The organism is Pandoraea vervacti (genome assembly GCF_000934605.2).
GTDB classification, from domain to species: domain Bacteria; phylum Pseudomonadota; class Gammaproteobacteria; order Burkholderiales; family Burkholderiaceae; genus Pandoraea; species Pandoraea vervacti.
Genome location: NZ_CP010897.2, coordinates 4,648,286 through 4,672,142 on the forward strand (window position 1 = coordinate 4,648,286; position 23,857 = coordinate 4,672,142).

The 23,857-nt window shown below is 62.8% G+C and carries 24 protein-coding genes; 9 read left to right on the forward strand and 15 right to left on the reverse strand.

What is annotated here, in order from left to right; genetic code table 11:
- Window positions 1-118: 118 nt before the first annotated feature.
- From UC34_RS20205 to UC34_RS20255, 11 genes are all read right to left on the reverse strand, one after another.
- Window positions 119-1,177, reverse strand: a complete 1,059-nt coding sequence (locus tag UC34_RS20205) for a MucB/RseB C-terminal domain-containing protein (protein ID WP_084070844.1) — start codon at window positions 1,175-1,177, stop codon at window positions 119-121.
- On the reverse strand, window positions 1,178-1,873 hold the full coding sequence (locus UC34_RS20210) for a sigma-E factor negative regulatory protein (protein ID WP_044456941.1): 696 nt from the start codon (window positions 1,871-1,873) through the stop codon (window positions 1,178-1,180).
- 38 nt (window positions 1,874-1,911) lie between these two features.
- Window positions 1,912-2,511, reverse strand: coding sequence for an RNA polymerase sigma factor RpoE (gene rpoE, locus UC34_RS20215; RefSeq protein ID WP_010805230.1), 600 nt, complete (start codon window positions 2,509-2,511; stop codon window positions 1,912-1,914).
- A 167-nt stretch (window positions 2,512-2,678) separates the two neighbouring features.
- Window positions 2,679-3,917 carry a beta-ketoacyl-ACP synthase II gene (gene fabF, locus UC34_RS20220; protein ID WP_044458478.1) on the reverse strand — a complete coding sequence of 413 codons (1,239 nt, stop codon included), beginning with the start codon at window positions 3,915-3,917 and terminating at the stop codon, window positions 2,679-2,681.
- 144 nt (window positions 3,918-4,061) lie between these two features.
- On the reverse strand, window positions 4,062-4,307 hold the full coding sequence (gene acpP / locus UC34_RS20225) for an acyl carrier protein (protein ID WP_044456942.1): 246 nt from the start codon (window positions 4,305-4,307) through the stop codon (window positions 4,062-4,064).
- Window positions 4,308-4,441: 134 nt separating this feature from the next.
- Complete coding sequence (fabG, locus tag UC34_RS20230) at window positions 4,442-5,191, reverse strand: 3-oxoacyl-ACP reductase FabG (protein WP_044456943.1); 750 nt, start codon at window positions 5,189-5,191, stop codon at window positions 4,442-4,444.
- 24 nt (window positions 5,192-5,215) lie between these two features.
- The gene (gene fabD, locus UC34_RS20235; RefSeq protein ID WP_044456944.1) at window positions 5,216-6,145 is read right to left on the reverse strand and encodes an ACP S-malonyltransferase; all 930 of its coding nucleotides are present in this window, start codon (window positions 6,143-6,145) and stop codon (window positions 5,216-5,218) included.
- Between the two features lie 138 nt (window positions 6,146-6,283).
- Window positions 6,284-7,270, reverse strand: coding sequence for a beta-ketoacyl-ACP synthase III (locus UC34_RS20240; RefSeq protein ID WP_044456945.1), 987 nt, complete (start codon window positions 7,268-7,270; stop codon window positions 6,284-6,286).
- Window positions 7,271-7,307: 37 nt separating this feature from the next.
- Window positions 7,308-8,360 (reverse strand): phosphate acyltransferase PlsX, encoded by a 1,053-nt coding sequence (gene plsX, locus UC34_RS20245; protein WP_044458479.1) that lies wholly within the window; start codon window positions 8,358-8,360, stop codon window positions 7,308-7,310.
- Window positions 8,361-8,478: 118 nt separating this feature from the next.
- Window positions 8,479-8,658 carry a 50S ribosomal protein L32 gene (gene rpmF, locus UC34_RS20250; protein ID WP_023594409.1) on the reverse strand — a complete coding sequence of 60 codons (180 nt, stop codon included), beginning with the start codon at window positions 8,656-8,658 and terminating at the stop codon, window positions 8,479-8,481.
- Between the two features lie 128 nt (window positions 8,659-8,786).
- Entirely contained in the window at window positions 8,787-9,389 is a 603-nt protein-coding gene (locus tag UC34_RS20255; RefSeq protein ID WP_052811150.1) for a DUF177 domain-containing protein, read from the reverse strand.
- Between the two features lie 177 nt (window positions 9,390-9,566).
- Between UC34_RS20255 and UC34_RS20260 the strand changes: the two genes are divergently transcribed.
- Window positions 9,567-10,196: a Maf family nucleotide pyrophosphatase gene (locus tag UC34_RS20260; RefSeq protein WP_044456946.1), complete on the forward strand. Its 630-nt coding sequence runs from the start codon at window positions 9,567-9,569 to the stop codon at window positions 10,194-10,196.
- The gene (locus UC34_RS20265; RefSeq protein WP_044456947.1) at window positions 10,193-10,909 is read left to right on the forward strand and encodes an SAM-dependent methyltransferase; all 717 of its coding nucleotides are present in this window, start codon (window positions 10,193-10,195) and stop codon (window positions 10,907-10,909) included. Before UC34_RS20260 ends, UC34_RS20265 begins: the two co-directional genes overlap by 4 nt.
- A gap of 117 nt (window positions 10,910-11,026) precedes the next feature.
- Here the strand turns inward: UC34_RS20265 and UC34_RS20270 are convergent, their stop codons facing one another.
- The 4 genes from UC34_RS20270 to UC34_RS20285 form a co-directional block, all read right to left on the reverse strand.
- Window positions 11,027-12,073, reverse strand: coding sequence for a S49 family peptidase (locus UC34_RS20270; protein ID WP_044456948.1), 1,047 nt, complete (start codon window positions 12,071-12,073; stop codon window positions 11,027-11,029).
- A 77-nt stretch (window positions 12,074-12,150) separates the two neighbouring features.
- Window positions 12,151-12,570 (reverse strand): Rieske (2Fe-2S) protein, encoded by a 420-nt coding sequence (locus UC34_RS20275; protein ID WP_044456949.1) that lies wholly within the window; start codon window positions 12,568-12,570, stop codon window positions 12,151-12,153.
- Window positions 12,549-13,211 carry an HAD family hydrolase gene (locus tag UC34_RS20280; protein WP_044456950.1) on the reverse strand — a complete coding sequence of 221 codons (663 nt, stop codon included), beginning with the start codon at window positions 13,209-13,211 and terminating at the stop codon, window positions 12,549-12,551. The genes UC34_RS20275 and UC34_RS20280 overlap by 22 nt, the downstream gene beginning before the upstream one ends.
- Window positions 13,198-14,202, reverse strand: coding sequence for an RluA family pseudouridine synthase (locus UC34_RS20285; RefSeq protein ID WP_044456951.1), 1,005 nt, complete (start codon window positions 14,200-14,202; stop codon window positions 13,198-13,200). The genes UC34_RS20280 and UC34_RS20285 overlap by 14 nt, the downstream gene beginning before the upstream one ends.
- A 621-nt stretch (window positions 14,203-14,823) precedes the next feature.
- On the opposite strand from UC34_RS20285, the gene UC34_RS20290 reads away from it, so the two are divergent.
- The 7 genes from UC34_RS20290 (at window position 14,824) to UC34_RS20320 (ending at window position 23,835) form a co-directional block, all read left to right on the forward strand.
- Window positions 14,824-18,129 (forward strand): Rne/Rng family ribonuclease, encoded by a 3,306-nt coding sequence (locus UC34_RS20290; protein ID WP_044456952.1) that lies wholly within the window; start codon window positions 14,824-14,826, stop codon window positions 18,127-18,129.
- Between the two features lie 369 nt (window positions 18,130-18,498).
- On the forward strand, window positions 18,499-19,626 hold the full coding sequence (gene moaA / locus UC34_RS20295; RefSeq protein ID WP_044456953.1) for a GTP 3',8-cyclase MoaA: 1,128 nt from the start codon (window positions 18,499-18,501) through the stop codon (window positions 19,624-19,626).
- Between the two features lie 290 nt (window positions 19,627-19,916).
- A complete protein-coding gene (locus UC34_RS20300; protein WP_044456954.1) occupies window positions 19,917-20,735 on the forward strand; it encodes a hypothetical protein in 819 nt (272 codons plus the stop codon).
- Window positions 20,736-20,793: 58 nt separating this feature from the next.
- Entirely contained in the window at window positions 20,794-21,444 is a 651-nt protein-coding gene (gene mobA / locus UC34_RS20305; protein ID WP_044456955.1) for a molybdenum cofactor guanylyltransferase MobA, read from the forward strand.
- Between the two features lie 110 nt (window positions 21,445-21,554).
- Window positions 21,555-22,838, forward strand: a complete 1,284-nt coding sequence (moeA, locus tag UC34_RS20310; protein ID WP_044456956.1) for a molybdopterin molybdotransferase MoeA — start codon at window positions 21,555-21,557, stop codon at window positions 22,836-22,838.
- 134 nt (window positions 22,839-22,972) lie between these two features.
- Window positions 22,973-23,257, forward strand: a complete 285-nt coding sequence (locus tag UC34_RS20315) for a hypothetical protein (protein WP_044456957.1) — start codon at window positions 22,973-22,975, stop codon at window positions 23,255-23,257.
- A gap of 89 nt (window positions 23,258-23,346) precedes the next feature.
- Window positions 23,347-23,835 carry a GNAT family N-acetyltransferase gene (locus UC34_RS20320; protein WP_044456958.1) on the forward strand — a complete coding sequence of 163 codons (489 nt, stop codon included), beginning with the start codon at window positions 23,347-23,349 and terminating at the stop codon, window positions 23,833-23,835.
- The last annotated feature ends 22 nt before the right edge of the window (window positions 23,836-23,857 follow it).

Genomic DNA, 23,857 nt, shown 5'->3' on the forward strand with positions numbered 1-23,857 from the left:
GTGCGCGAAAGTCTCGGAATCCCTGAGGGCAGCCTGACACCCGACGCACCGTCGCGTCTTGCCAGCGCCTCGCTGCCCGGACCACGCCGTTGCCGGTCGCGGCCCACCCGACAGCCGGTCACTTCGCCGGCTGCTTAAACTCGATACTGGAAGCAAACTGCTGCAGGGTGGCCTGCGGCACTTCGCCTAGCAAGGTCAGCCAGAAGTCGCCATGGCGCTTGATGAGGATGTTCGTCGCCCCCGCACTGCCGTGGCCTTCCTTGCGATCACGCGTTGCCGGTTCGATGAACACCGAAAGTCCGGCCATGCCGTCGGAATATACCACCTGCTGGACTTCAAGCGGTTTGCCATCTGCGGTCGAGCGCATCGTACGACGCACCTCACGAACCGCCTTGAACCCGGGCACCTTCTTGTCGACGTCGATGCTCCAGCCCGCGTCGGACAGTCGGGTCGCGGCAATTTGCGGCTTCACGACATGCCAGCCGTGCGTCGCCTGGATCGCGTGCAGGATTCGCGCCTTCTCACTCGGCACGCCAATCGAGATTTGAGAGAACGCCGCCTGCTCAAGCAAATGCCCTTCCGCATCGAGCGTTTGGGCTCTCAACAGCAGACCTGTGTTGCGGTCGGCCCACAGCCGGTACCCGAAACGATAATCGTCCTTCGGCGAAAGTTCGATCACCATGCAGTCGAAGCCAGCCATGCGTTCGTTCGGCAGCAGCTTCGGTGCGTAGTTATCAAGCACATCGCGGTTCGGCGTGGCAAGCAACGCGGGGAACGAGTCCTTGCTCTCGCGCTTTTCCTGGAAGACGGTCTTCTGCTCCGGGATGAGCGTGTAGACATCGTCATTCTGGCGAAGAATGCGACGCTGACGTCCATCGAGCGTCTCGAGTTCTTCGTATTCATTACCTTTGTCCGCGAAGTGACTGATCTTCGACGAACGCATGGTCGACCCACGCTGGTAGACGAACGTACCAATGTAGTTTTGCGTCTGCGCCGCGCGATGAATCTTGTTGAGCCACGCGCTGACTTCGCGCTTCTCGATCAACGGATCGGTGGAAGGCGCAGAAGCCTGCGCCCACGCCTGCGTTTGCAGGGTGGTCGCCAGCAGGAAAGCGAACAGGAAGAAAGTGCGCCCGATGGGCGCACGCGGCAAGGATTCGATACTCAGGCGCTGCATTTATTCGTCCGCTTGCGCCGAGGCTCGCATGTAAGGGGAAACGCTCTGGCCGATGGGGGCCGGTGCGTATTGCTGGTGGGCCGCCAGATATTGATCGAGACGTGCATCACGCAGCACGATCAGGTCGTTCGGGGCACCGGCGCCCGCACCGTTGGCAGCCACAGCCGCTTGCGGTTGCTGAGAGAGCGCTACGCGCGTAAGGCTCGAACCCGAAGTTGCCGGCGCTGCGCTCTGAGCGAGCACCTGCGTCTGGGTCGCCCCTGTCGGATGGTCCTGCAGACGCGGCACCACGACCCACGACAGCGCAGCCACTGCGGCCGCCGCAGCGGCCGTCGGCAACACGCGGCGTACACGCAGGAACGGATTGATACGGGTGACTCGCGAACCCGCGGCCTTTGCGCCCGGCGCGGTTGCAGCCTGAGCGTCAGCCAGCGCGGCCGGCGCAAGCAGATGCGGCTCAGCGTCCAGACGTGCCGCAAAGGACGCCATGAAGGCGGACTCCGAACGCGGCAACGTCAGTTCATCGGAACGCAGTGCGTCGCCGATCAGATGGTAGTCGTCCCACAGAGGCCGGCCCGAGGTGTCGGCCTCGTCCAGCAGGGCGGCCAGTTCGTCCGGATCGAATTCCCCGTCCATCAACGCGGAAATCCGCTCGGCTTGCAGCCCCCGCTGCGTTTGCACCGTCGCTGATCCCATGATATCCCCCAACGAAAATAACTTCCCCGGCGGCGCGCTCACCAGCGCTTACCGTCAGGCGTGTCCAGCAGCGGCCTCAGCCGGCTGGCAATCGCTTCACGCGCCCGGAAAATTCGCGAACGGACCGTTCCGATCGGGCACCCCATGGCTTCTGCGATCTCTTCGTAGCTAAGCCCCTCGATTTCTCGCAGGGTGATCGCCGTCCGAAGTTCATCGGGCAAAGCCTCCATCGCTGTGTTGACCGTTTGAGCAATCTGCTTGCTCATCAGCATCGACTCAGGCGTGTTGATATCCCTTAGTTGATCGGCCTCGGCAAAAGTTTCCGCTTCTTCAGCGTTCGCTTCAGTCGAAGTCGGTGCACGGCGCCCTTGCGTTGCAAGGTGGTTTTTCGCCGTGTTGACAGCAATACGATACAACCAGGTATAGAACGCCGACTCGCCACGAAACTGCGGCAAGGCGCGGTAGGCCTTGATAAAGGCCTCCTGCGTCACATCCTCGACCTCGGCAGCGTCGCGCACGAGCCGCGATACGAGGCGGATGATCTTGCGGTGATATTTCGCGACCAACAGCTCGAAGGCGGCTTTGTCGCCCTTTTGCACGCGCTCTACGAGCGCCTGGTCGATTTCTCGTTCACTCACCTGATATGGATCCGTATTTTCTCTGGCTGCCAGGCCCCGGTCGGGCCCGATTGCACCACGGCGGCAGTTGCCGCCATGGCTGGAAATGTCTTTGACGCCGCACGCCCGGGCACACTCACCGGAGCGTGGGTTAGCGGGACGGGACGCCTGCGCGGCGTCCCGCGAACTTAGACGCGCTGGAAGACCAGCGTGCCGTTAGTCCCGCCAAATCCGAAAGAGTTCTTCAACGCGACATCAATTTTCATGTCGCGAGCCACGTTTGCGCAGTAATCGAGGTCGCAAGCGGGATCTTGATTGAAGATATTGATCGTCGGCGGCGATTTCTGGTGGTGAACGGCCAGCACGGTAAACACCGATTCCAAGCCGCCCGCACCGCCCAGCAAATGGCCGGTCATCGACTTTGTCGAGTTCACGACGACGTGCTTGGCCGCGTCGCCCATCAGTCGCTTGACCGCGACCGTCTCGGCGATGTCGCCCAGCGGCGTCGAGGTGCCATGTGCGTTCACGTAATTGACGGTGTCGGCGTTCAGACCGGCATCGCGCAATGCGTTCGTCATGGCGCGCAGAGCGCCGTCGCCGTCTTCGCACGGGGCGGTCATGTGATACGCGTCGGCGCTCATGCCGAAGCCCTTGATCTCCGCATAGATCTTTGCGCCGCGCGCCTTGGCGTGCTCGTACTCTTCGACCATCATCACGCCGGCGCCTTCGCCCAGCACGAAACCGTCGCGATCCCGGTCCCACGGACGGCTCGCCGTTGCCGGATCGTCATTGCGCGTGGACAGCGCGGTCATCGCGGCGAATCCGCCGATACCCAGCGGGGACACCGTCGATTCGGCGCCGCCTGCGAGCACGGCATCCGCGTCGCCATACTGAATCATGCGCGCTGCCTGGCCGATACAGTGCAGACCGGTCGTGCAGGCCGTCACGATGGCGAGGTTCGGCCCCTTCAGACCGTACTTGATCGACAGATGGCCGGAGATCATGTTGATGATCGAGCCAGGCACGAAAAATGGGGAAATCTTGCGCGGACCGCCATTGAGCAGGTCGGTCTGCGTGTCTTCGATCATCGGCAGGCCGCCGATACCGGAACCGACCAGCACGCCCACGCGTTCGGCGTTTTCCGCGGTGACTTGCAAGCCGCTGTCTTCGAACGCCTGAATGCCGGCGGCGAGACCGTAATGGATGAACGTATCCATGCGGCGCGCATCCTTGGCCGACAGATATTTCTCGGTCTCGAAGTTTTTGACTTCGCCTGCGAAGCGAACCTTATGGCTGCTCGCATCGAACTTCGTGATGTTGGCGATGCCCGAACGGCCCGCGACCAGATTTTCCCAACCTTCGGCAACAGTGTTGCCGACCGGCGAGATCAGGCCCAGACCGGTAATGACGACGCGACGACGACTCACGATACTCCCCTTCTTCTGCTGGGTCATACAAAACAAAAGCCACAGAGGCGACAAGGTCCGACCCTGCGCTCCCTGCGGCTGACAGGCATGCCTGACGCCAGGAGCCGGTCGGCTTCCCGGCCAATCAGGCGATCCGAAGGCGTATTAGGCCTTCTTGTTGGCCTCTTTCTCAGCGAACTCGATGGCTTGCTGAACAGTCGTGATCTTTTCAGCGTCCTCGTCCGGAATCTCGATCCCGAACTCCTCTTCCAGCGCCATCACCAGCTCAACCGTGTCGAGCGAGTCTGCGCCAAGATCGTTCACAAAGCTGGATTCGTTCTTGACCTCGGCTTCTGCCACGCCAAGTTGTTCCGCGACGATCTTTTTGACACGTTCTTCAATGCTAGCCATTCAACCCTCCGGGGTATTTAGTTCAGACAAGTGCGCGCATTTTAACAGGTTTGCCAACCAAAGTTAGCATGCGCCAAATAATGTTCAATGTCGCGCAAATACAAACAATTTCATGATATCTGCGCACATCTCCCTCAATTCATAAACATGCCGCCATTCACGTGGAGCGTGGTGCCGGTGATGTAGCCAGCCTGCGGGGACGCAAGGAACGCCACCGCGTTGGCAATGTCCTGCGGTGCGCCCAGACGTCCCAGCGGAATGCGCGCCTTGAGCGCCTCATGCTGCGCCTCACCCAGCGCCTTGGTCATATCCGTGTCGATGAAACCCGGTGCGACGCAATTGACGGTAATGTTTCGGCTGCCAATCTCGGCGGCCAGCGAACGCGACATCCCGGCGACACCCGCCTTGGCTGCCGCATAGTTGGCCTGACCGGGGTTACCGGCAGAGCCGACCACCGAGGTCACGTTGATGATGCGACCGCTACGCGCCTTCATCATCGGCTTGATCACAGCACGCGAGAGACGGAAGATCGCCTTGAGGTTGGTATCGATCACGTCATCCCACTCGTCGTCCTTCATCCGCATCGCGAGATTATCGCGCGTGATACCGGCGTTATTGACGAGGATGTCGAGTTTGCCGTGCTGCTTGAGAATGTCGTCCAGCGCAGCGGCCACGCCCTCGGCGTCGGTCACATTCAGGACAATGCCCTTGCCCGCAACGCCCGCTTCGGCGAAATAGGCGTCAATGCCTTGCGCACCAGCCTCGCTGGTGGCGGTGCCCACAACCGTCGCCCCCTGGCGAGCGAGTTCGAGGGCGATGGCACGGCCAATACCGCGCGAAGCGCCGGTCACCAGCGCCACGAGATTGTCGAGTTGCTTGCTCATCGAAGAAATACCTTTGCCTTTGGCTTACGAGAGTTGGGCGCGCACATCGGCGAGCGATGCCGGATCCGTGATCGCCAAACCCGTGAGGTTGCCGTCGATACGCTTGGTCAGCCCCGTGAGCACCTTGCCCGGACCGCACTCGACCACCTGCGTCACCCCCTGAGCGGCGAGCCATTTGACCGATTCGACCCAGCGCACCGGCGCGGCGGCCTGACGCACCAATGCGTCCTTGATGCGGGCCACGTCGGTTTCGACGGCCACATCAACGTTATTGACGAGCGGGACCTGCGGCGCGTTAAACGTCACATTCGCCAGATATTCGCGCAGACGGTCCGAGGCCGGCTTGAGCAGCGACGAGTGGAACGGCGCCGACACCGGCAGCACGAGCGCACGCTTGGCGCCAGCGGCTTTGGCCAGTTCGCAGGCCTTTTCCACGCCAGCCTTGGCGCCCGCAATCACGACTTGCGCCGGGGCATTGAAGTTGACGGCCTCGACCACACCCGCCGCCGACGCGTCGGCACAGACGCTGCGAACGGTGTCGTCGTCCAATCCCAGAATAGCAGCCATGCCGCCCTGCCCGACCGGCACGGCTTCCTGCATGGCTTGCGCACGAAAGCGCACGAGCGGCACGGCGTCCTTGAACGCGATGACGCCGGCTGCGACCAGCGCGGTGTATTCACCGAGGCTGTGACCGGCGACGAACGCTGGCTTCGCGCCGCCGTCGGCCAGCCACGCGCGATACATTGCGTAGGCCGCGCTCAGCATGACCGGCTGCGTGTTGGTCGTGAGGTTGAGATCTTCGGCGGGACCGGCTGCGATCAGCTTGGCCATGTCCTGCCCGAGGGCGTCCGAAGCTTCGGCGAGCACTTCGCGCACCACCGCGTTGTCCGCGAACGCGTCGAGCATGCCTACCGATTGGGACCCTTGTCCCGGGAAAACGAAAGCGAATGTCATAGCGCTGGTTCTTGCTGTCAGATTCAGAAACATTGCGGCGCATTCTCGCGCGCCGATATGACGCGCTTGAGGGCGTCGCCACGCCCGGCGCGCACGACAGAGCGCAGCCGGTTACGCGACGCCTCGGCGCCAGGACGTTTACATGCGAAAGAGCACCGCCCCCCAGGTAAAGCCGCCACCGACACCTTCGATCATGACGGTCTGCCCCTTCTGGATACGACCGTCGCGAACTGCGACATCCAGGGCGAGCGGGATCGAAGCGGCGGAAGTATTACCGTGCTGGTCGACGGTCACCACCATCTTCTCTACGGCGTCGAGTTTGCGGGCAGTGCTGGTCATGATGCGCAGATTGGCCTGGTGCGGAATCAGCCAGTCGATTGCCGATGCTTCCAGTCCAGCCTTCTCGAGGGCCTCGTGAGCCACCTTTTCGAGAACCTTGACGGCCAGCTTGAACACCGCCTGCCCGTCCATATAGAGGAACGCCTCGCCCTGCACCGCGCCGGCGTTCACATTGCCCGGCACACAGAGGATGTTCGAATAGCTGCCGTCCGCATGCAGGGCGCTCGACAGGATGCCCGTCTCGCTGGACGCCTGCAGCACAACCGCGCCCGCGCCGTCGCCAAACAGCACGCACGTCGTGCGATCGTTGAAATCGAGGATTCGCGAGAACGTCTCGGCACCGATCACGAGAACGTTGCGATAGGCGCCCGAGCGAATGAAGTTGTCGGCCGTCGCCATCGCGTAGGCGAAGCCCGAGCAAACCGCCTGAATATCGAACGCCGCGCAACCGTTGGTGACGCCCAGCTTGCTCTGTACGAGGCAGGCAGTGCTCGGGAACACGAAGTCCGGCGTCGACGTGGCGACCATGATCAGGTCGATCTGGTCGGCGCTAAGATTGGCCATTTCGAGCGCGCGCTTGGCGGCTTCCACCGCCATGTCGCTGGTCGTCTGGTCGGGCGCAGCAAAGTGACGTGCCTTGATGCCGGTACGCTCGACGATCCACTCGTCGCTCGTCTCGATGCCTCGGGTGGCAAGCTCATCTGCCAACTGCTGATTGGTCACGCGTCGTGCCGGCAGGTAGCTGCCGGTACCGACGACACGGGAATAAATCGCGGACTGGGTCATCTTATGATCGGTTATCGCACCGGGGCGGGCACCGGCTTCAAAGCGCCGGGATGGCGCTCACCGGCTTGGTGTCCTGGAGCTGGGTCTGATTCTCTTGCATGGCATGCGACAGACGGTCGAGCACGCCATTGCGAACTGCATCATAGCCGCGTTTGATGGCCCATTCAAACGAGTAGGCATCGGCGGAACCGTGACTCTTGATGACGAGCGCACGCAATCCAAGCAATGCAGCACCGTTGTAACGGCGATGGTCGACGCGGTTCTTGAAGCGGGTGAGAATCGGCAGCGCAATGACGGCAATCACCTTTGTCCACCAGGTGCGGGTGAACTCTTCGCGGATCATGTCGCCGAGCATTTGCGCCAGGCCTTCGGAGGTTTTGAGAGCGACGTTGCCGACGAAACCATCGCATACGACGATATCCGTCGTACCACGATAAATGTCGTTGCCTTCCACGTTGCCGTAGAAGTTCAGCGTGGAGCCTCGCAGCAGTTCGCCGGCCTGCTTGATGACGTCGTTGCCTTTGATGACTTCTTCGCCGATGTTGAGCAAGCCGATCGACGGACGTTCCTTACCGTCAACGGCCGCCACGAGCGCATGGCCCATTTCGGCGAATTGGAGCAGGTGCGTCGGCTCGCAGTCCACGTTGGCGCCCAGATCGAGCATCGTGGTGTAGCCGCCCAACTGGTTCGGCAGCACCGTGGCGATGGCCGGGCGCTCGATACCAGGCAACGTCTTGAGCACGTAGCGGGAAACGGCCATGAGCGCGCCGGTATTGCCGGCAGACACGCAGGCTTGCGCGCGCGCTTCCTTGACCAGATTGAGCGCCACGCGCATCGAAGAGTCTTTCTTCTTGCGCAGTGCGGTCTCGACCGAGTCGTCCATGGCGACGACTTCGCTCGCATTCACGACGGACAGGCGCGGGTGATCCGTCGCGCGCAGCTTTGCGAGCTGCGCGTTGATGATCTCCTGCTGCCCGACCAGCACAAGTTCGACATCGTCGGTAGATTGCACGAAGCGAACCGCAGCCGGCACCGTCACCGATGGGCCGTGATCTCCGCCCATACAATCGATCGTCAGGGTGACTGTCATGTCGACGTGATTGGCTTGCGGTACAGGTAACAAAAAAAGCGGCAGGATGAGTGCCGCTTTTGCCACATCGGACGATCAAACAGCGCCATGATGGGCGCGTGTCGCCTGGAGGGCCGAATTAGTCGTTCTTGGTCTTGATGACCTTGCGACCACGGTAGAAACCGTTCGGCGAGATGTGGTGACGCAGGTGCGTCTCACCCGACGTCGGTTCGACGGCGGTCGACGGTGCGGTCAGGAAATCGTGCGAACGGTGCATGCCGCGCTTCGACGGCGACTTCTTGTTCTGTTGAACGGCCATGATAACTCCTCAAAATATCGCGAAATTTTAACACAGTTCGAGCGCCGCCCTACGGTGTCGGCCTGTCGGCCCGACCTGTGCGACTAACGCAAACATGTACTTTGGTGAGCCGGAAATCCGGCCGCACATTACTTTCCGTCCTTGTCCGGCGAGCGCTTGAGCGCTGCCAGCGCCGCGAACGGAGACGGCTTATCCTCTTCTTCGGGCGCCGGGGCCGGTTCGGCCAATCCGTCGCTACCCGTGGCAAGGCTATCGTGAACCGTCGGACAAACGTCATGCTTCGGTACGATAGGCAAAGCCAACAGCAATTCTTCTTCGATCAACTCGAGCAGATCGAAATGCCTGGAGCCAACCAGCGCTTCGAGTTCGTCCTCGTCGAGCGGGCGGTCTTCCGCAGCGGCCTCGTCATGCACGATCTCGAAAGTCGTTTCCGACGCGAGGGGCGCCTCATACGGTGTCAGGCAACGCTGGCATTCAAGCCACATCGGACCTTCGACCGACAATGTCAGGAACTGCACCACGGCCGGCTTGCCATCCGCGCGCAGCACCTGCTTCTCTGCGCCTTGCGCGCGCCAGTGGAACGCCGCCTGCGCACGCCCCGTCGCCGAGACTTCGGCAGGCACTTCGGTTACCATGCGCGGCAATGCCGCAAGTTGCACGTCACCTTCCGCCACCCGGCCGGTACGCGCGAATTCGAACAGATCGACGATATATTCGCTCATCACGCTCATCCTTGCCTTGGCGCATCTGGCTGCATCTCAACGTCCCCTGTCACTCGCAGCGCCTTGATCCGACGCCACTTTCGAGCGTTCGAACCGGTATCGCGCGGACTGGCGGGACCGAGCGCCAGATTGCAAAAGCCGTGAATTCTAAATAGTTTTTCGTTTCTCGTCAAACACTTAAACCCGATGACCGCACAGCCCCTGCCACCGCTGATCCTGGCCTCCGGATCGCGCTATCGCCGTGAACTGCTCGAGCGTCTGCGCCTGCCGTTTTCGGTCGACGTCCCGGACATCGACGAAACACCCCTGAGCGGCGAAACGCCGCACGAAACCTCGCTACGGCTCGCCCGCCAGAAAGCCCGGGCGGTCGCCACTCGCCACCCCGGAGCCCTCATCATCGGTTCCGATCAGGTCGCGACCTTCGAAGGGCGCCAGATCGGCAAACCCGGTAACTTCGACAACGCCATGGCGCAACTGCGCGACATGCGCGGCAAGGTCGTCGAATTCCACTCCGCCCTGTGCCTGCATGACGCCCGCACCGACGCGGCCCAGGCCACAGACGTCGTAACGCGAGTGAAGTTCCGCGACCTGCACGACGATGTGCTGGCCGCATACCTTCACGCCGAAACGCCCTACGACTGCGCCGGCAGCGCCAAATCGGAAGGGCTCGGGATCATGCTGCTCGAAACCATCGAAAGTGACGATCCCACGGCACTCATCGGCTTGCCACTGATCGCCCTGACCACCATGCTCACGCACGCGGGCATTGCGCTGCCGGGCCCTGGCGCGAGCGGCGACAAAGGAGCGACGGCATGAGCGGCACCCTATATCTCATCCCTAATACGCTGGGGACGAACACCCGTGGCGGCTTGCCGGCGGTGTTGCCGGAAGAGGTCCGCGCGGTGACCGCAGGCTTGACGTATTTCGTGGGGGAGCAAGCGAAGAGCACCCGGGCCTTCCTCAAGCTGATCGGGGTCAACACGCCCATCCAGGAAATCGAGATCCGGGAGCTGAACGTCAATACGCCCGCAGCGGCGATCGATGAACTGCTCGCCCCGATGCTTGCCGGTGCGGATGGCGGCCTCGTCTCCGAAGCGGGATGCCCGGCCGTCGCGGATCCTGGCGCATTGCTGGTACGACGCGCTCACGAAAAAGGCGTGCGCGTGGTGCCGTTTGTTGGCCCCAGTTCGATTCTGCTCGCGCTCATGGCGAGCGGCCTGAACGGGCAAAGCTTCGCCTTTCACGGCTATCTGCCGACCGATGCGGCCGAGCGCGCAAAGCGGTTGCGCGAGCTCGAACAACGTTCGCGCAAGGAAAAGCAGACGCAGATCTTCATCGAGACTCCCTACCGCAACAAGGCGATGCTCGACGCGTTGTTGCAAAGTTGCGACGCTTCCACGCTGTTGTGCGTCGCCGTCGATGTCACGCAGGACGGCGAGCAAATCGTGACACACCGGATCAAGGGATGGCCCCACGCCAGCGTCGATCTCCACAAGCGGCCCGCGATTTTTCTGTTTTTGGGTCAATAACGCCTGGAACGCCGCTTAATTCACCGGCAACAAAGCAAAACCCCACGGGAATTTCGAATTTCCGTGGGGTTTTGTTTGTTGACGCGCCGGTGCAGACACCGTCGGCAAGCCACCGCGTTACTTCATTGTCAGCGCCGATCCCATCAGCATGGTCTTCATCGCCGCGGCGCCGACAGCCGCGCCGAAGCGCCGCGCCATGCGCTCGGGCAGATTTTCCTTGACGGTATAGTCCACCAGATCGGGGGCCTTGAGTACATCGCGGGCCACGGAATCGACCGTCCCCAGCCCGTCGGCCAACCCCAGTTCGACGGAACGCTGCCCCGTCCAGAACAGACCGCTGAACAGATCCGGATCGTCCTTCAGCCGGTTGCCACGACCTTTCTTGACGGCCACGATGAACTGCTGATGCACCTGCTCCAGCATATCGAGTGCGTAAGCCTTCTGCTGTTCGGTCTGCGGGGAAAACGGATCCAGGAAGCCCTTGTTACGGCCTGCCGTCAGCAAACGGCGCTCGACGCCGACCTTGTCCATGAGCCCCGTGAAGCCGAAGCCGTCCATCAACACGCCGATGGACCCCACAATGCTGGCTTTGTCGACGTAGATCTTGTCTGCGGCCGCCGCCACGTAATAGCCACCGGAGGCGCACATTTCCTCGACGACGACATAGAGCGGCTTCTTCGGATATTTCGCGCGCAACCGCGCGATGTCGTCGTAAATCATGCCGGCCTGCACCGGACTGCCGCCAGGACTGTTGATTCGCAGGATCACGCCCGCCGCCGACTTGTCCTCGAACGCCGACTCAAGCGCCGAATTGATTTTCTGCGCGCTCGCCTGTCCGTCTGCAGAGATCTCTCCGTTCAGGGTCACGAGCGCCGTGTGCTTGCCCGAACCGACGCCGGCGGACGTCGTGCTGCCGCTATCGAAATCGAAAATCGACCAGACGGCGAAGGCAATGATCGCCAGAATCAGCAGGCGGAAGAAAATCTTCCAGCGGCGCGCGGCCCGTTGTTCGCGAATGCCCGCCATCAGCACCTTTTCCAGCATCTCGCGCTCCCACGGCTTGACCTCATGCGGATCGCGCACGGCGCCGGATGGGGTCCGGGCGCCCGGCGGCGGGAAGCCGGGTTCGGTGCGAGGCGAATCGGGCGGCAAGGAATCGGCCATACGTTATCCAGGACTTTAAGGGACGTTAGAGTGACGTTAGAGTGACGTTTGAGTCAAATAAGGCCGATGCCGCATGCTCAGGGCGCGGAAGACCCCGGCGCGGCGATATAGGCGTCGGGCCACCAGACGACGGTCGTCCGGCAATCGGCCGACGGCACCTCCTCAACTCGCACCGGCTGCAAGGCACCGCCACGACAGGGACCGCCGACGCACAAGCCCGTATCCGGCTCGTAGGTCGCGCCATGTGTGGCGCATATCAAGTATAAGCCGCCCGTCTCGAAGAACTGCCCCTCCGACCAGTCCAACTCCATCGGTACGTGCGCGCATTGATTCAGATAGCCATAGACCTGTCCGTCGTAGCGAATCACGAACGCTGGCGTTGGACGCCCGCTCACGAGCACCTCGAAGCGCACGCCGCGCCCGCCGTCTTCAAGGGCGTCGCCCGCACAGATGGGCAGCGGCGCGGCAGTGTCGGTCACACGCGCTCCAGCAGCCATTCGCGCAGTTCGGCCACGCTTGCGGCGCAATAGGCGGGTTCCAGGGCCACCAACTGGTCGCGAGGATGCGCGCCGCCGTATGCCACGCCCACGCCGGCCGCACCGGCGCTACGCGCCATCTGCAAGTCGTGCGTAGTGTCGCCGATCATGACGGTTCGGCGCAGGTCCTGACCGAGTTCACGCGTCAGTTCCTGGAGCATGGCCGGGTGCGGCTTCGAAAATGTCTCATCCGCGCAACGGGTGGCGTCGAACATCCGCATCAGGCCAGCCGATTCGAGCGCCCGGTTCAGACCGACACGCGACTTGCCTGTCGCCACGGCGAGGAAACGGCCGCGCGAGCGCAGTTCTTCGAGCAATTCGCGCACACCGGCGAAGAGGACCGTCTCCTTGTCGCCGACCAGATAGTGAAAGCGATAACGTTCCGACAAGCGCGGATAATGCGCCGGATCGAGCGACGGGACAGCCATTTGCAGGGCGTCGCGCAGCCCGAGGCCGATCACGTGGCTTGCGAGCTCGTCCGTCGGGACCGGCAGACCGAGATCACGGCAAGCCGCCTGGATGCAGCGGGTAATCGTGGGCGTCGAGTCCATCAACGTCCCGTCCCAGTCGAATACGACCAGGTCAAATTCAGGGCTTGGCATCGGCGGTGGAAGTTCGAAGTTGATTCAGGAATTGCTCACATTCTGGCGGTAACGCGGCTTCCAGCGCAATCGGCGTATCCAGTACCGGGTGTGTGAACTTCAACCGGTAGGCGTGCAGGAACATGCGTTTGATGCCGGGACGGCTGCCCGGACGCGCCAGGTGCTTGTTCAGCGTAAAGTCGCCATATTTGTCGTCGCCGACGATGGGCGTGCCGCAATGCGCCAGATGCACGCGGATCTGATGGGTTCGCCCCGTTTTGAGTTCCGCTTCGAGCAACGTATAAGGCGGGTGAGATTCCACCATGCGAAATACGGTGTGGGAAGCTTGTCCGTCCTCCTGCACACGAACGCGACGCTCGCCTTCCGCCGTGACATATTTATATAGCGGCGCTTTGACCGAGCGCTGACGATCACGCCACTCCCCCGTCACACAGGCCAGATACCGCTTGTCCATGCGGTTATGGCGGATCTGCTCGTGCATTCCAACCAATGCCGCACGCTTTTTCGCAAGCAGCAGGATGCCGGACGTTTCGCGATCCAGCCGGTGCACCAGCTCCAGAAACTTCAGATGCGGCAGCGACCGTCGCAACTGTTCGATCACGCCGAATGACACCCCACTCCCCCCGTGCACGGCGACACCGGCGGGTTTGTCGATAGCCATGAGGTAATCGTCCTCGAACAGGACAGGGAAACTGGCGGCCGGAACGTGGGCCTTTGCGTCGGGATCGGGCGTCGCCATGCGAACCGGCGGAATCCGCACGATATCGCCAAGGACAAGTCGATAGGCTGCGTCTACTCTCCCTTTGTTGACGCGGACTTCGCCGCTACGCAGGATGCGGTATACGTGGCTTTTCGGCACACCTTTGCATTCGCGCAGGAGAAAATTATCGATACGCTGGCCCGCCGAGCCATCGTCGACTTCGACCAGCTTGACCTGCGGTGCGGACGCCGGCGCAACCATTTTCTGCCGACTTTTGCCTAACTCATTCATTATGAATATAATTTGTCCGACAGAGATGGTGGTAGCGGGAATCATGCCAAATCCCCACCTCTGTCCGGTGCATACCCCAAAACGGTATTTTACTTGCACCCCGGGCAGGCTGCTCGTCCGGTGACCCTGGAGCAGCGAGCGCACGCACGTCACGCAGCGACGGCAGGAAGTGGGCCCATAGGCCGCTTCGGTCGCAGCGCGCGGGACGCGGATAGAGTTGGTGGTTATAGAATTTTTTGGCGATCAGCCCGGACGACACTGCCCGAGCTGATCGCTTTGTGAATATCGTTCGCGCAAAAAGTCGAAATGAGGCGCCGTCACAAGAAGAATAAGTGTCGGCAGGCGCCCCGAGAAAACACTGATGAAGTTTCTCGTCCAGTTTCTATTGGTATGGACTGCAAGCCCGAAGTGATCCGCGCCGAGCCGGGGTTTTCCGGTGGCCCGGCGGATCCGGGTGAGCGCGAAAACGTATTCCTGGCGCCATAGCGTCCGTCGGCCTCATCGCCCGGACCCCCCGGCAATTCTTCCACTCCCGGCTCGAACCTCGCGTGTTGGATAACTCGAGTGATACGTGCCCGACGCACTGCACATTGGCAACTGCGGCGGGTGGGAGTCGTTTTCATGAAACGCATGTTGTTCAATGCCACGCAGCAGGAAGAACTGCGCGTGGCAATCGTCGATGGACAGAAACTCATCGACATCGATATCGAGACGGCCGGACGCGAACAGCGTAAAGGCAATATCTACAAGGGTGTCATCACCCGTATCGAACCCTCTCTCGAAGCCTGCTTCGTCAATTACGGCGAAGGTCGCCACGGGTTCCTGCCGTTCAAGGAAGTCGCCCGTGCGTACTTCCGCGAAGGTGCCGATGTGCGCAATGCGCGCATTCAGGACGCCCTCTCCGAAGGCCAGGAACTCATCGTTCAGGTAGAAAAGGAAGAACGCGGCAACAAGGGCGCAGCCCTCACGACGTTCATTTCGCTGGCAGGCCGCTACCTGGTGCTGATGCCGAACAACCCGCGCGGCGGCGGTGTCTCGCGTCGCATCGAAGGCGAAGACCGTCAGGAACTGCGCGAGACGATGGGTCAGCTCGAACTGCCGGAAGGCATGAGCATCATTGCCCGCACTGCCGGTATCGGTCGCTCGGCCGAAGAACTCCAGTGGGACCTGAACTACCTGCTGCAACTCTGGCACGCCATCGAAGGCGCTGCCCACAACATCGAACTGCCGCGCGACTCGGCCCTGATCTATCTCGAGTCGAGCCTCGTCATTCGCGCGATCCGCGATTACTTCCAGCCGGATATCGGTGAAATCCTCATCGATACGGAAGAAATTTCCGAACAAGCCCGCAACTTCATGCAGGTGGTCATGCCCGATCACCTCAACCGCGTGAAGCAGTATCGTGACGACGTGCCGCTGTTCTCCCGTTTCCAGATCGAACACCAGATCGAGACGGCTTACTCGCGCCAGGTGCCGCTGCCTTCGGGCGGCGCGATCGTGATCGATCACACCGAAGCGCTCGTCTCGATCGACGTGAACTCGGCACGTGCCACCAAGGGCGCCGACATCGAAGAAACCGCGCTGCGCACCAACCTGGAAGCGGCAGATGAAGTCGCACGCCAGTTGCGTCTGCGCGACCTCGGCGGCCTGATCGTGATCGACTTCATCGACATGGAGTCGGCCAAGAGCCAGCGTGAAGTCGAACAACGTGTCAAGGATGCGCTCAAGCACGACCGGGCCCGCGTCCAGATGGGCAAGATTTCGCGCTTCGGCCTGATGGAACTGTCACGTCAGCGCCTGCGCCCGTCGCTGTCCGAAGGCACGCACGTGACCTGCCCGCGCTGCAACGGCACCGGCCATATCCGCGATGCCGAGTCGTCGGCGCTGCAAGTCCTGCGCATCATTCAGGAAGAGGCGATGAAGGAGCACACGGCAGCGATCCACTGCCAGGTGCCGGTCGAAGTCTCCGCGTTCCTGCTCAACGAAAAGCGTCAGGAAATCAACAAGATCGAAGCACGCTTCAAGGTTGGCGTGCTGCTGATCCCGAACAAGCATCTCGAAACGCCGCACTACAAGCTCGAGCGCTTGCGCTTCGACGATCCGCGTCTGGATGCTCCGAAAGCCAGCTACGCGCTTGCCGAGGAAGCGGCGCGTTCGCTGGAAGAAGATCCGGCGGGCTACAGCAAGAAGAAGGAAGATGCGCGTCCGCGTCAGGAAGCTGCCGTCAAGGGCATCACGCCCGAGCAGCCGGCGCCGGCGGCTCAACCGCGTCCGGAACCGGTCGCAGCGACGGCGCCGGCCGCTGCCGCACCGGCAAGCGGCGGCGGTATCTTCGGCTTCATCAAGCGCCTGTTCGGTATCGGTGCTGCCGCACCGGCACCGGTCAAGGCAGAAGAGCCGGTCAAACCGACGGCACGCCCGCCGCGTGAGCGTCACGACCGTCCGCATCAGCAAAACCGCAATCGTCGCGGCAATGCGCGCGACGACAGCAAGTCGGGCAAGGACAACGCAGGGCAACCGGCACGCGAAGGCCGTGGCGCCCGTCCGGAACGCGCCGAACGTGCGGAGCGTGGCGAGCGCAATGAACGTAACGAGCGCGGTGATCGCAACGACCGTAATGAGCGTAATGAGCGCGGCGACCGCAACGACCGTCAGGAAGGCCGCGACAAGCGCGAGCGAGATGACGCCCAGCGTCAGCCGTCGCAGGACGTGCGTGCCGAGGAAGGCCGTGAGCCGCGCGAACGCGGCAGCCGTCGTGAACGTGGCGAGCGTCGTGAGCGCCGCCAGACGGAAGGTGCCGACGCTCAGCAAGCCGCACCGCAACGCGCCGCGGCAGCGCCTTTGAACGCTGAGCAGGAAGTGCTCGATCAGGACCTTCTGGCCACTCAGGCCGCGCAGGTCGAAGGCGCTCCACAGGTGACCGGCGAGGAAGGTGAGCAGGCGGGCGAAGAGCGCCGTCGCAGCCGCCGTCGCGGCCGTCGTGGTGGGCGTCGCGAGCGCGAGGCCGGCGAGCAGCAAGTGAACGCCGATGGCGAACACGCTGACATCGAAGCGTCGGAAGCCGACGAAAGCACGCACGCTCCGGTGCTCTCGAACGCGTCTGCACAGAACGTTGCAACTGAGGTACCGGTGCACGCCGCTGCCCCGGCCATTCCGGCACCCGCAGCCGTTGCGCCGGCGGTTCAGGCAGTCCAGGCCGAACCGGCCCCGGCACCGGTTCGTGCCGAGCCGGTGGAGCCCTTCGCGGCCCCCGTCGCCACGGTCACGGAATCTGCACCGGCCGCAACGCCGGAAGTGCCGTCGCACGTGGTCTCTGAGCCGGTCGCACAGGCGCCCGCAACGGCACCTGCGCCGATCGCGCCGGTCAACGTTGCGCCGCTGGCCGCGGCAGACGTGACGAGCACGCCGGTCGTACCGCCGGTCCATGCGCCACTGCCGGTTGCCACTCAGGCGCCCGCTCAGCAGACGGTGCCGGCCGACGCCCTGACGGAAATTGCCGCCACGGCAGCGACGGCCAGCGCCCCGACGCCGGCCGAGCAAGCACCGCAGGTTGCCGAAGTTGTCCAGCCGCCGGTTGCCGTCGAGGCAGCCGCGCCGGAGCAAACCGCCCCGGCGGCACCGGTGCAAACTGCAACGGCAGTACCGGTCGCCCCGGAAGCCGCAGCGGCCGCGACGGAAGTCGTGACGCAAAAGGTTGCCCCGGTGGTCGTTACGCCGACGCTCGAACGCAGCTCGCTCGAATCGACGCTGGCAAGTGTGGGGCTGGTCTGGGTCCACACGGATGCCGACAAGCACCGCGCCGCCAAGGAAGCCGCCGCCCAGGTCGTCCCGGCACCGCGCGTGCAACGCGAGCGTCGCCCGTCGACACCGCTCAACAGCGGTCCGATGGAGCAAGTGGAAACGCGCTCGACGAATCACGTCGCCTGAGAGTGATTTCGTGACACCTCGAACTCACAGGTGCCGCAGATGATGTCCGGGTGGCGACGGCTCACCCGACGTCATCCGATACGAGATCATCGATGTGATGTCAGAAAAGGAGGCTTCGGCCTCCTTTTCCATTTTTTGCTTCCTGCTCAACGGCCCTCCCCGGCCGATAGGCTTTGGGGCAACTTCGCGCCTTACAACCCCGCGTTGTCCCGACTTGTGCCCGCCCGGCGCTGCCCGTATCGTTGCCCTGAGTACAAGTTTGACGTCTCGCCGCGAATACCTCGGTACCGATATCCGATGCGTGAATGGCCCGCGTCGGCGGCATTCAGGTCAATTCGTTAGAATGGAGACGCAAGCTAAGGCCCCACCATGACTGAAACGATCATCAGACTCACCGATCTGCGTAGCGACGCGCGATATGCGACGCATGCCCCGCAGATTCCCGCACAAGTGCGCGCAGCGACCGGCCATCTCGAAGATGCGCTGGTGCGGCCCTTGCACGACCTGCGGATTTCGGTGACCGATCGTTGCAACTTTCGCTGCGTCTATTGCATGCCGAAGGACGTCTTCGACAAGGATTACGCCTTCCTCCCGCAATCCTCCCTGCTGTCTTTCGAAGAAATCGAGCGTACTGCACGCCTGTTCGTCGAACATGGTGTGGAGAAGCTGCGCCTGACGGGCGGTGAGCCGTTGCTGCGCAAGCACATCGAACGCCTGATCGAGATGCTGGCGCGACTGCGTACGCCGTCCGGCAAGCCGATCGACATCACGCTGACGACAAACGGTTCGCTTTTGGCGCGCCGGGCGCAATCGCTCAAGGATGCGGGCCTGACCCGCGTTACGGTCAGCCTCGATAGCCTCGACGATACGATTTTCCGGCGGATGAACGACGTCGACTTCCCTGTCACGAAAGTGCTCGAGGGGATCGCCGAAGCCCAGCGTGTCGGCCTGGGCCCGGTCAAAGTCAACATGGTCGTCAAACGCGGCACGAATGACACCGATATCGTGCCGATGGCACGGCATTTCCATGGCAGCGGTGTCGTTTTGCGCTTCATCGAATATATGGATGTCGGCACGTCGAACGGCTGGCGTATGGACGAAGTGCTGCCGTCAGCCGATGTCATCGCCCGCGTGGGCAATGCTCTGCCTGTGGAACCGCTGGAACCGAACTACCCGGGCGAGACTGCGCAGCGCTGGCGGTACCGTGACGGCGGCGGTGAAGTCGGCGTCATTTCGTCCGTCACCCGCGCTTTTTGCGGCACTTGTTCCCGTGCCCGATTGTCTACGGAAGGCAAGTTGTACCTGTGCCTTTTCGCGAGCTCGGGGTACGACTTGCGCACGCTGCTGCGTAACGGCGCGAGCGACGCGCAGATCTCGACCGTCATCGGCGATATCTGGCACGGACGCACCGACCGGTACTCGGCTTTGCGTACGGCGGCCACTGGCCTGCCGGAGAACGCACCACCGAAAGTGGAGATGTCCTACATCGGCGGATAAACGTTCCAGGCATGATCTGCCACGTCGTCGTCCCGCCGCGGTCCGCGCCGCTTTCGCTTTATCGAATTCCTTCTCGCCACATGATTCTTGATGCCCCGGACGCTAGTCGCGTCCGAGACTCCCGCGCTGTGCGCGTTGCAACGTCTCTCGCAGCGTCTTTCGCAGCCACTTTTGCAACCACTTTTGCGGCTTCGTTCACGATGTTGTCCGCGGCGCCCTTCCGCGCTTGCGCCGCAGCCTGCGCCGAACCTGGTGCCGGACGCGCCACCGCACACGATACACGCGCCGCAATGCGCATCGCCACGCGCCGTGTCCGACAACGAAGCGCGACCGGCCTGAGTTGTCTGGCGTTGCTGTTCACGGTCGTCATGCCAACGATGGCGCACGCGGACTGCGATCCCTCGGACCGCAACATCGCCAACCACGTCATGACCTACAGCGGTCAGCTCGGTGAGCGCAATCCATTGCGTCTCGTGCTGCGCCCGACATCCGGCGGCAAGCTCGAAGGGCGTTATGCGAATGCGTCGTCACAAAGCGACACGCAACTCACCGGCAAGCTCGAAAGCAAGTCGCATCTGCACCTGACCGAATTCGACGCCGGCGGCATGCCGCGCGCGACGTTCGAAGGCGACTTCAGCTCGGCGGACAATGTCAATCGTCAGCAAGGTGCGTCGTCCTCATGCGAGGTCATTTCCGGCCAGTGGAAGGATCTGCGCAACGGGCGCTCGGTGCCGTTCGAGTTGGTGCTGACCAGCATCCAGACCGGCAAGATCGATCATCTGTACGGCGTTGCCGGTGTGAACGACGATGAAGCCGTCAATCGTGCAGCCACACAGTTCCGAAAGGGCGTGCTCGACGATCGGCGCGATGTCGTCGCACAATCGATCCGTTATCCGCTGCACGTATCGTTGCGCGGCAAGACGATCATTCTTCGGAACCCCAAGTCGTTGCTGGCACGCTACAACGAGATCTTTACCGACGGTTTCGTCCGTACGATCGGTGCCGCAGTGCCCCGCCTGATGTTCGCGCGCGATCAGGGCGTGATGCTTGGCGATGGCGCTGTCTGGTTCGATGCCGCGGGCCGGGTCATTGCACTCAATCGCTCATAGCAAATCCGGCAAATCCGGCAAACGCAGCGGTTATTTCAACATCAGGAGTTCAACGTCCATGACGAGCGCAGCGCCCCCGGCCCTCCCGACGATTCACCGCGGCGACATGACCGGCCTGATTCTCGCGGGCGGGCGCGCGCAGCGCATGGGCGGGCGCGACAAGGGGCTTCAGCCGTTTGCCGGGCGCGCGCTGGCGGCACACGCCGTCGAACGCCTGCGCCCGCAGGTCGGCGCATTGCTCATCAGCGCCAATCGGAATCTCGACGCCTATGCTGCGCTTGGCGCCGACGTCGTAAGCGACGAGACGCAGGACTTTGCCGGACCGCTCGCGGGGATGCTCGCAGGCTTACGCGCGGCATGTACGGAGTATGTCCTCACTGTGCCCTGCGACTCCCCCTATTTCCCCTCCGACCTCGGCGAACGCTTGGGTGCCGCACTGAGCGCCGCCGGCGGACGCCCGGCAGTCCCTGCCGCCGGGCGTCCGCTGGCGGCTTACGCCGCGACGGCACAGGGCCCGCACCCGGTGTTCGCCCTGCTCCACCGCTCGCTCGCGGACGATCTCGCCGCGACGTTGTCGGCGGGCGAGCATCGCGTGCGAGCGTGGCTGTCACGCCACAAGGCCGTACAAGTTAACTTCGGCGACGAGCGTCCGTTTTACAATATCAACACGCTGGACGACCTCCATACCGATTCGCCGCACGCCCCTTGACATGCCGGGCATCGACGCGGCCCGATCCGTCGTCGCCGCTTTAATTGGGATTCATGCGGAATTCATGCGGGATCCATACCGCATACGTGCCGGATGACGACGCCACACCGATGACAACACTAGACGAAGCCCTGGCCGGCTTGCCGGACTACGACCCCAACCACATGACGGTCGAGGCGGCACGCGCCGTCATCGCGCGTACCGCGAGCCCGGTATCCGCGATCGAGCAAGTTGCCGTACGCAGCGCACTGGGTCGCGTGCTCGGGCGCGATGTCATTTCCCCGCTGGACGTGCCCGCCTTCGACAATGCGGCCATGGATGGCTACGCATTCGCCGGCAGCGCGCTGAGCGCCGGGGGTCAGGTGCGTCTGCGTGTCGCAGGCCGCTCGTTCGCCGGTCACCCGTTCGACGGCGTGGCCGCTGCGGGAGAGTGCGTACGCATCATGACCGGCGCGCTGTTACCTGCCGGTTGCGACACCGTCATCCCGCAAGAACACGTGCAGCGCGAAAGCGATTCCGATATCGTGACGTTCGACGCGAGCGCCGTGACACCCGGCCGACATGTCCGCCATGTCGGTGAAGACCTTGCCGCCGGGCATGCGGCGTTGCATGCGGGCAAGCGGCTTCGTCCGGCCGCGCTGGGTTTGCTGGCTTCGCTCGGCATTGCCGAAGTGCCCGTGCGCCGCCGTATCCGGGTTGCCTTCTTCTCGACCGGCGACGAACTTCGTTCGGTGGGTGAGCCGCTCGCGCCGGGCAATCTGTACGACAGCAACCGCTATACGCTCTTTGGCATGCTGCAACGCCTGGGCGCCGACGTGCTGGACCTGGGCGTGGTGCGCGACGACCCGCAGGCAATTGAAGATACGTTGCGAACGGCTTGCCGCGAGGCCGATGCCGTGATGACGTCCGGGGGCGTGTCGGTTGGCGAAGCCGATTTCACGCGCGAGATGATGACCCGACTGGGCAACGTCGCGTTCTGGAAGATGGCCATGCGCCCCGGTCGCCCTTTCGCCTTCGGTGAGTTGGAAAGCGAAGGCAAGCGCGCCTTGCTCTTTGGCCTGCCGGGCAACCCGGCCGCCGTGATGGCATCGTTCTACCATCTGGTGCGCGACGGTCTGTTCGTGCTGATGGGCGCGGAGCCGCAGGTCACACCGAGCTTGCCGGTGCCGACGACGACGGCCATTGCCAAACGCCCCGGGCGTACGGAATTCCTTCGCGGAATTCTCGCCGCCGATGCCAATGGCCGCTGGCACGTCACCGTCGCCGATGCGCAGAGCGCCGGGATCCTGCGCACGATGAGCGAGGCCAATTGCTTTGTGACGCTGGGCACCGAACGTGGTGACGTCGCTGCGGGCGAGTTGGTCGACGTTATTGCGTTCGACGGTCTGGTCTGATGATTCACCGCATGAAAGTCTTAGCCAGGACGTCACCGCAGCTACCCGAAAAAACGAAGCAACGAATCAGCAAAGCATCGCCGGCGTCGGCGCTTCGACGACGTTGGCACCACACAAACTGAAAGCACACGGCAATGACAACAAAAAAACAGATCACGTACATCAGTCCGGGCCAAACGGCCAAAGCGCTGGTGCTGGTCTACCTGACCTTCAGCATTCCGCTGGTATTGCTGGCCTTCCTGGCAGCCTTCATCCGTTACGGTGAACTGCCGGGCCTGGCGATCATCTCCGCGCTGGTGCTCAATGCCATAGTGGGTTTCGTGCTCCTCTGGATCGCCTGCCATCTGTATAACTGGGTGGCGGTCCGATTCGGTGGTATCGAAATCGCGCTGAGCGACGCACCGGAAGACGAGTACTAACGCGCCTCCCTTCCCCTCGCACTGGCGGCGACTGACGGCGGGGCATTCCCGTCGCAGTGCCGCTTTTTCTGTTTTGGAGACCCTCCCCCATGTCCCTGACCCTACGCGCTGCCACCGCCGACGACGTCGGCGCTATCCACAGCCTGATGCGAGAGCTGGCCGTCTTCGAAAAGCTGCTGGACATTTTCGAAGCCACGCCCGAGAGCGTGCATGAAGCCTTGTTCGGGAGTCGCCCGGCGGCCGAATGTTTGATGGCGGTATGGGAGGGCAAGCCGGTCGGCTACGCGCTGTACTTCCACAACTTCTCGACCTTCCTTGGTCGGCGTGGTCTGTATCTGGAAGATGTCTACGTGCAGCCGACCATGCGCGGACGTGGCGTGGGGCAGAAGCTGCTGCGCCAACTCGCGCGAATCGCCATCGAACGCAACTGCGGACGCTTCGAGTGGACGGTGCTCGACTGGAATCAGCCGGCCATCGACTTCTACGCGTCGCAAGGCGCCACGGTATTGCCCGACTGGCGCGTCGTGCGCATGACGGGCGATGCGCTTACGCGGTTCGCCAACGCTGAGGGCGCTTAAGCGACCTTAAGCGACCTTAAGC